This is a genomic window from Mesorhizobium sp. WSM4806, assembly GCF_055811635.1.
This window is the reverse complement of record NZ_JBVVQZ010000032.1, coordinates 42503-50547: the sequence shown is the minus strand read 5'-3', so window position 1 is coordinate 50547 and position 8045 is coordinate 42503. Positions and strand designations below refer to the sequence as shown.

General features: G+C 63.1%; 6 protein-coding genes. All 6 read right to left on the bottom strand.

Going from position 1 to position 8045, the window contains the following annotated elements:
• Positions 1-291: 291 nt before the first annotated feature.
• The 6 genes from AC0L2M_RS32775 to AC0L2M_RS32750 all read right to left on the bottom strand — a co-directional run bounded on the left by AC0L2M_RS32775 (position 292) and on the right by AC0L2M_RS32750 (position 8013).
• Positions 292-2178, bottom strand: coding sequence for an adenylate/guanylate cyclase domain-containing protein (locus AC0L2M_RS32775; RefSeq protein WP_023797820.1), 1887 nt, complete (start codon positions 2176-2178; stop codon positions 292-294).
• A 452-nt stretch (positions 2179-2630) separates the two neighbouring features.
• Positions 2631-3383 (bottom strand): MOSC domain-containing protein, encoded by a 753-nt coding sequence (locus AC0L2M_RS32770; protein WP_198032780.1) that lies wholly within the window; start codon positions 3381-3383, stop codon positions 2631-2633.
• Positions 3384-3390: 7 nt separating this feature from the next.
• On the bottom strand, positions 3391-5022 hold the full coding sequence (locus AC0L2M_RS32765) for an ABC transporter ATP-binding protein (RefSeq protein ID WP_373420397.1): 1632 nt from the start codon (positions 5020-5022) through the stop codon (positions 3391-3393).
• Positions 5023-5063: 41 nt separating this feature from the next.
• Positions 5064-5891 carry an ABC transporter permease gene (locus AC0L2M_RS32760; protein ID WP_128166589.1) on the bottom strand — a complete coding sequence of 276 codons (828 nt, stop codon included), beginning with the start codon at positions 5889-5891 and terminating at the stop codon, positions 5064-5066.
• A complete protein-coding gene (locus AC0L2M_RS32755; RefSeq protein WP_023797824.1) occupies positions 5888-6829 on the bottom strand; it encodes an ABC transporter permease in 942 nt (313 codons plus the stop codon). Before AC0L2M_RS32755 ends, AC0L2M_RS32760 begins: the two co-directional genes overlap by 4 nt.
• The gene (locus tag AC0L2M_RS32750) at positions 6811-8013 is read right to left on the bottom strand and encodes a C45 family autoproteolytic acyltransferase/hydolase (RefSeq protein ID WP_473537011.1); all 1203 of its coding nucleotides are present in this window, start codon (positions 8011-8013) and stop codon (positions 6811-6813) included. The genes AC0L2M_RS32755 and AC0L2M_RS32750 overlap by 19 nt, the downstream gene beginning before the upstream one ends.
• Between the last annotated feature and the right edge of the window lie 32 nt (positions 8014-8045).

The window sequence follows — 8045 nt, the reverse complement described above, 5'->3', positions numbered from 1 at the left end:
GTAAAGGGCTATTCGGTATGGCCCGCGGCAAACCCCCATGTATGGGGTGTCTGGAAAAGCGAATAGGCCGGCGGTTCATCTGTCGCCGAAAGATCGGAGGCGTGTTGCTCTCCGATCGTTCGATTGAAGGTACCTTCGCAATTAGAACGAGCAACCAGCGCCAGAAGCGGCCAATCAGACACACTTCGGACATGACGGCAATGGGCCGGTTGCGGTGTTGAGCAGATACATCTGAAATTTACGCCACTGCGACACGAGCTATTTCGGTCGTCAGGGAAGCTCGCTGAAGGGCTACTTCAGGCACTCGGGAAGACGTTTTGGAACAGTCATCTTAGCCAGTTGCTCGTCGGATGCACACAGCGGGAAACCGGTCAGGACCAAGGTTTCCAAGTAGCGCTCGCGCTCGGTGGGGCTTATCCCCGGCGCGTTGACCATACCTTCGACGGTCATGTCCGGGTAGTGCTTGAGCGCCTCCTTGACTGAGGCTTGCGCTTCTTCCATCCGGCCCGCGCCTGCGAGCGAACCGCTGCGCACCATCCATCTCCACTGGTTGTAGTTGTCAGGTGTCAGGCCTTCCATCATTTTCAGCGCATCGTCGTATCGCCCCACCATAAAGTAAGCGTTAGAGAAGAGGCCGGTGGCCCACATCGGGTAGTTAGGATCGAGCCGGATCACCCGATCGACCAATTCGGCACCTCGTTCTGGTTCACCGAAGGACGCGGCCCAGCCGGCATAGAAGGTCAGGATTTCAGCCGAACCGGGCGCGAGGCTCAGGGCTATTTGCAGCTCAGCTTTCGCGCGCGAAAGCTCGCCCCGCTCGCCTAAGCTCATGCCCAGCGCGGCGTGAGCTTCAGCGTCGCTCGGATCAAGTCGCACGGCGCGTTCGGCTGCATCGGCAGCCGCCTTTGCTTCTGTCTCGGGATTGACGCCGAAGTTCGCCAATAGCGAGTGAGAGTGGTAAAGTTCGACCCAGGCGCGGGCCAAGCCGGGATCCAGCTCGACGGCGCGGTTGAGCAGCACGATGGCCTGCTGAATATCGTCTTTGGTGATCCGCGCAAGCTTCTCGGTGCCAAGCAGATAAAGCTCGTATGCGCTAAGGTTCTCTGGCGGCTTGCGCTTGGCCGCAGCTCGGCCAGCTTTCTGGATCAGCCCCTCGCCGCCGCCTAGCCGGTTGGTGACTTGCTCAGATATCTCAGTCTGGACTGCGAACACATCTTCGGTGGGCCGGTCCCAGCGCTCCGACCACAGATGATTGCCGGATTGGGCATCGATCAGTTGCGCGGTGATCCGGACGCGGCCGCCCTGGTGCTGGATCGAGCCTTCGAGCACGTAGCCGACATGGAGCGCTTTAGCGACTTCGCGCACATCCACCGGCTTGCCCTTGTAGACCTGCGTCGAATTGCGAGCCACCACCTCCAATTCCGGGAAGCGTGCAAGGTCAGTGATGATGTCCTCTGTGAGGCCGTCGGCCAGCCGTCCAGTAGCCTCGTCGCCGCCATAATTTTCAAACGGCAGCACCGCTACCGATGGCCTGGCACTCACCGGCGCCGCCGGCCAGAATTGCCAAGCCGCTGCGGCGGCAAGCAGAAGGGCCACGGCCACCGCCATCCCCTCTAGCGCCCACCGCGGAGGAGACCGTATTGAGCGATGGCGGATGCCCTGTTTTTCAAGCGTTATGCGGAAAACCTGCACGGGTTCGGTGACGTTCTTGACCTTCTTCTCGCCCAAAGGTTCGAAACCGAAGGCAAGCTTTTTCTCGACCTCCTTGGCCACCTTACCGGAGACACAGATGCCGCCGGATTCCGCCAATTGTTGGAGCCGGGCGGCAATATTGACCCCGTCGCCGTAACGGTCGTCACCGTCGATTATCACCTCGCCAAGATTTATTCCGATCCTGACCAAGATCTGCTCGGCCTCGGGAAGCGACGCATTGCGCTCGGTTAGGCCACGCTGCAGCGAGACTGCACATTCCACCGCATCGACCACGCTGGCAAACTCGGCCAGCAAGCCGTCGCCCATGAGCTTGAAAATGCGACCGTGGTGCCGCGCAATCTCTGGTTCGAAAAGCTCTGCGCGACCAGCTTTCAGCCGTGCAAAAGTCCCCGCTTCATCACGCTCCATTTGAGCGGAATAGCCGACCACATCAGCAGCCAGAATGGCAGCAAGCTTGCGGTCCATGTCTAAGACCCTGCCTTCAGCTGAATAGTAGACGGCTTCCGACTAAGCGTAAAGGCGCTCGAAATTGCGCAGGGAGGGGGCAGTTCGCTAGGCTGACGCTGGTCTCTGGTCCGAGCTCATCATGGCAATGCTCCGATGATGGTTAGGCTGATCTTCAAGGCGGTGATTTTGCCAAGGTCCACAATTGGGCACAACCGCGGCTGTCACTGTGGTCGCTGGGACGTCGGCTTCAGGAAGCGGTCAAACCGATCGCAGCGTCCGAGATCGGCGCGAGGCCGACATCTTTTATGGCATCACGACCGTCTGCTTCGGGTCACCACTTCCCCTTCGGACTCTCCTGCGGAAGGGGAGAAAAGTGGTCGTGAGCTGTATTCGCCCCCGGCGCCAAGCGTTGGATGTTCACCTCTAGCGTCACGACGTGCCGCCGCCCGGCGTCGAAAGCTGGACAAAGGTCAGGCTTCGTTCAAGGTGACCTGGTCGCCCAGCCTGATCTTGCCCGGTTCGATGATTTGGCAGAGCGCGCCGAAGCCGCCTTCGCCATGGCGCGCTATGGTTTGCAGCACTGCCGGCTCGAAGGCGAGATCGCCTTGTGCCAGCGCTGTGAAGGTGCAGCGCGCGCACGGTTCCGAGATCACGATCCGCGCCTTGCCGATCGCCAGCACTTTCCCGATGATCTGCTGCTCGACGAAACCTCCCCGCGAAACGTCGGTTTCGATCACGATGTTGGGCCGGAACCGCCTGGAATCCACTTGCGAAGGATCCTCAAGCAGGCCGGCAAGTCTGTTCATCGAGGCTGACGTGACGATGTGGAGGTCGGCGCGCTGATAGCGTGGCGCGATATGATCCTGGGCTTCCGAGCCGAAGCGGACATGTGGGTGCAGCGCCGCCGGGAAATCGAGGAAGGCCGAAACCAGCTCGCCTGCGAGGCTGGAGCCGGCATCGATCCAGGAGCCGTCCAAGCCGATTTCCGGCCGGTCACCCTTCAGCCTTGCAACAAGGTTGGGCAGCGGTCGCCAGTATTTTAGCTTCTCCGGCGCGGCAACAGCGCCGTCGCGCCGGTCGATGATGCCCCAGATCCGATCGCCCGGAATCCCGCCCTCCGCAAGCTCGGTCCCGTCCAGCCGTTCGCCGCCCATCGAACTGATGGGGTATCGCCAGATCTCCGTGATACGGCCAAACGCTGTCATGGTGCGGCGACGAGCCATGCCGTCCTCATCGAGCCACTGCCTTGCGTGCGCCCGCGCCATCGGCGAAATGGCGATCGATCAGCATCGCCGCATCGAGAAGGGCGCGTGTGTAGGCGTGGCGCGGTCGATCGAAGACGTCGTCGCGGTCGCCGATCTCGACAATCCTTCCGTCCTGCATGACGGCGACCCGATCGGCAACCTGCTCCACCGCACCCAGATCATGCGAGACGAACAGGCAGGCGAACCCGTAGCGTTCCTGCAACGACCGGATCAGAAGCAGGATCTGTTTCTGCACCGTCATGTCGAGCGCCGAGACCGGCTCGTCGGCGACGACGAAGGCCGGTCGCCTGACGATCGCCCGGGCGATCGCGACGCGCTGGCGCTGGCCACCCGAAAGCTGATGCGGGAAACGCTTGAGAAGGTCGCGCGTCAGCCCCACTTCCTCGATGACCTCATCCATGCGCGCGGTCCGCCGCTTGCGGTCCAATTCGGTGTCGAGCTTCAGCGGCTCGGTGATGATCTCGGCAATCGACTGGCGAGGGTCGAGCGACGAATAGGGGTCCTGGAAGACGATCTGCATGTCACGACGCTGCGCACGCGCGTCAGCGGATCGATCGTTTGCAATCGCCGTGCCAAGAAACGAGATCGTTCCACTGGCCGGCCTGACGAGACCGACAATGGCGCGCCCGAGGGTCGTCTTGCCGGAGCCCGACGCGCCGACCAGCGCCAGGGTTTCGCCGCGCCGGATGGTCAGGTCGACGCCGTCGACGGCGCGCTTCGGCTGCGCGCGCCCAAACAGCCTGGGACGGCCCGGATAGTCGATGACGACATTGCTGATCTCGACCAGGGGCGGGCCGTCGACGGCTTTTCTCGATCCACCGGCGCTGCGCTTGGGAAGCGCATCCACCAACCGCTTCGTGTAATCGTGCTGCGGTGCGTGAAGCACTTGGGTGCTGCTTCCCTGTTCGACCGCCTTGCCTTCGCACATCACCGTCACGTTGTTCACATAGTGCGACACCATGCCGAGGTCGTGGCTGATCAGCAGGACGGCGGTTCCGTTCTCCCGCGTCAGCTCGACCATCAGGTCAAGCACGTCGCGCTGCACCAGCGTGTCGAGCGCGGTGGTCGGCTCGTCGGCGATCAGCAGGCGCGGCTTGAGCAGCATGACCGATGCGAGCATGATGCGTTGGCGCATGCCGCCGGAGAATTCGTGCGGATAGGCCGCAAGGCATTTGCCGGGATCCTTGATCTGGATTCTCTCCAGCATTGCCAGCGAGCGGTCCTTTATCTCGGCGCGCGACATGGCGCTATGCAGGCGCAGACCCTCCGCCATCTGCTCGCCGATGGTGACGGCGGGATTGAGCGAGACCATCGGCTCCTGGAAAACCATGCCGATCCGCGCACCTCGTATCTGGCGCAGCGCCTTTGGAGCGAGGCCGGTGAGCTCTTGTCCTTCGAAGTGGATGCTGCTGTCCGGCGTCGTGACCAGCGGGGCAGGGAGCAAGCTCACGATCGAGCGGGCCGCCATCGTCTTGCCCGAACCGGATTCGCCGACCAGCGCCAGCATGTCACTGGGGGCGAGGTCGAAATTCAGCCCGTCGACGATCCGCTTTCCCGATGGCCCGACCGAGATCGACAGGTTGCGCACTGAAAGCATCGTGTTGTTGTCCGCGGTCGGCACGAGCATGTTTCCAGGACCTACATTTTCGGGTCGAGCCAGTCTCGCACCGCGTCGCCCAGCATGTTGATGCCGAGCAGCGTGATCGAGATGCAGAGACCCGGCAGGATGATCAGATGCGGCGCCTGGCCGATATAGGGCCGAGCCGTCGACAGCATGTTGCCCCAGCTCGGCGCTGGAGGCGGGACGCCCAGTCCAAGAAAGCTCAGCGCGCTTTCCGACAGGATGATCCAGCCGAACATGGTGGTGGCGAGCACGATGATCGGGGCGACGCAGTTGGGCAGCACGTGCCGCGCCATGGTGATGATCTCGCTGTTGCCCATCACCCGCGAGGCCTCGACATATTCCCGCTCGCGAATGGACATCACCGAGGCCCGCACCACGCGCACCACGATCGGCATGTAGGCAAGGCCGAGCGCAACGATGATACCCTCGCGGCTGGCGCCGATCACCGCCATCAGGCCGAGCGCCAGAAGCAGGCCGGGGAAGGCGAGGAAGGCGTCGTTGACCATCATGACGACGCGATCGACCCAGCCGCGCAGGAAACCGGCGAGAACGCCGAACACGATGCCGAGGATCAAGGCGAAGGCGACTGTCGCAAAAGCGATCCAGGCGCTGGTCCGCGCGCCGCTGGCGAGGCGGCTGAGCACGTCGCGCCCGAACTCGTCGGCACCGAGCAGGTGCTGGGGCGACGGCCCGCTGAGGCGCGACGGCAGATCAAGCTTGAGCGGATCGTAGGGGGCGATCCATGGACCGAACACAGCCAGAAGGATCAATGCCCCGGTGACGGCGATCCCGAAGGTCGCATTGAATTTCAGGCCGGGCCGGCCGAGCGCACGGGCGATCATGCGGCGACCCTCGGATCGAGCAGCGGATAGACGAGGTCGACGAGAAGGTTGACCACGACATAGATGAAGGCGATGAACAGCATCGTTCCCTGAATCACCGGATAGTCGCGGGCATAGATGGCGTCGACCAGCAGCCGGCCGAGGCCGGGAATGGTGAAGACGGTCTCGATGACGACGATGCTGGAAAGCAGGCTGCCGAGCACCAGGCCGATCAGGGTCAAGGTGGGCGCGAAGGCGTTCTTGAAAGCATGGCGCCACATCACAGCGCTTTCGGAAAGTCCCTTTGCCCGCGCATGGGTGATGTATTCCAGCCGCGCCACCTCGATCGTGCTGGCCCTGGCCATGCGCGCGATCGGGCCGGACTCGACGAGCACCAGGGTGACCACGGGCAGGATCACATAGAGAGCGGCTTGCGCGAAGTCGCGGCTGAAGGGCACGTAGCCGACGATCGGCAGCCAGCCGAGATAGAGGCCGAAGATCAGCATCAGCATCAACCCCAGCCAGAAACTGGGGATCGAGAGCAGGATGGTCGAGGTGGCGACGACGGTGATGTCGCCAAGACTGTCCTGTCTCCAGGCGGCCAGCATGCCGGCCGGCACGGCGATGACGGAGGCGACAAGCACGGCCAGGAGGACGATGATCGAGGAGACGGCAAAACGGTCGAGGATCAGCGGCAGCACCTCTTGCCCGCTGCCGATCGAGCGCCCGAAATCGCCTGTAAGGACGTTGCCGGCCCAGATCAGATATTGCACCACCACGGGCTGGTCGAGCCCCATCTGATGCCGCATGGCTTCGACCTGTCCGGGCTGTGCGAGGTCTCCCAGCATCAGCGTCGCAGGATCACCCGGGATGAAGCGCATCATCACGAAGACCGCAACCGACACCAGGATCAGGGTCGGTATGGCGCTGGCGATGCGGGTCAGGACAAAGCGGACCATCGTTTCTCCTGTGCTGATATCGAAGGTCGCCCCCGTGCCAGCATCGCCTTCTCGGCGCGCTCGCGGACCTCGTCGTCGAGAGTGAGTTCGTAGCGGGTGAATTCGCGGTTCTCGGCCGGCAACGGTGCGATCTCCATGACGCCGGCGGCTGGTTCGAAGACGATCATCGCCACCGTCGCCGAGAGATTGCCGCCTTTCTTCCTGATCCGCGGACGACAGACGCTGAACGGCGAAGCGAAATCGTCGAAGAGGGCTTCCTTCAAATCGTCGATCGTGACGTCCCCATGCCGCGCCGACAGGCGACGGCGCACGCGCTGGTCGCGATAGAGACTGTCCGGCACGTCGCGAAGCCCGGTTTCGCGCAGCTTCGACAACGCCACCGGGCTCTGCCAGTGATTGGCGTGGACGATCATGTCGTCGTCCGGATAGATGGCGAAGGCCTCGTCCGGCGCGCATTCGAAATCGACCGCGAAGCCCTCGGCGGTGCTCAGGATCATGTTGTTGGAGCCGGATTTCGGTGTCGTCGCCACCACCTTGATGGCGTCCGCGAAATGCTGCGCTTCAAGCGCCCGGCGCCGGATGAAGGGCAGCGGAATTCCGATCTCGCGATAGTCGCGGTCCGATTCGAGATAGTTCGCGGTGATGCCGATGCCGGCCGCGTTGAAGCCGCTGCGCGCCAGTCCGCCGGCTTCGGTGAAGGTGAGGAGGTCCGGCCCGTCCGTTCGCCGGATGCGCAGCACCACCGAGGTCTCGGCGCATTCGGCCTTCCAGTCCCAGTTCTGGCCATGGATGAGCCTGCCGTTGCGGGTCGCCTCCGGCAAGATCACAGCGCCCGTGCAGCCGTCGGGCTCGTCGTCGGAAATGCCTTTCTCGCGCCGGGCGAGCTGCAGGATTTCGGTACGCGCGTTGACCAGGACGATCGAGGACAGGTCGAGATTGGCGCCTGACGCGATCCCTTCCATTTCCTCGACGAGATCGGGCGCCCGTTGCCGCAAGCGAGGCAGGAAGATTTCGGAAAACCGCGCGACATCGTCCCGCCCGAAGCCGAACCGGTCGAGCTGCCCGGCGTAGAGCGCCACCGAAGCGCCGATGCGACCGCGCGCCTGTTCGCCATAGGCCATGCCGCGCGCTTTCGGCGCTCCTTCGATCTCGACAAGCGGAAAAGGTGCGACTGTTGTGATCAAGGGAAGCCTCAACTCGTTGAGTTCGGATACTA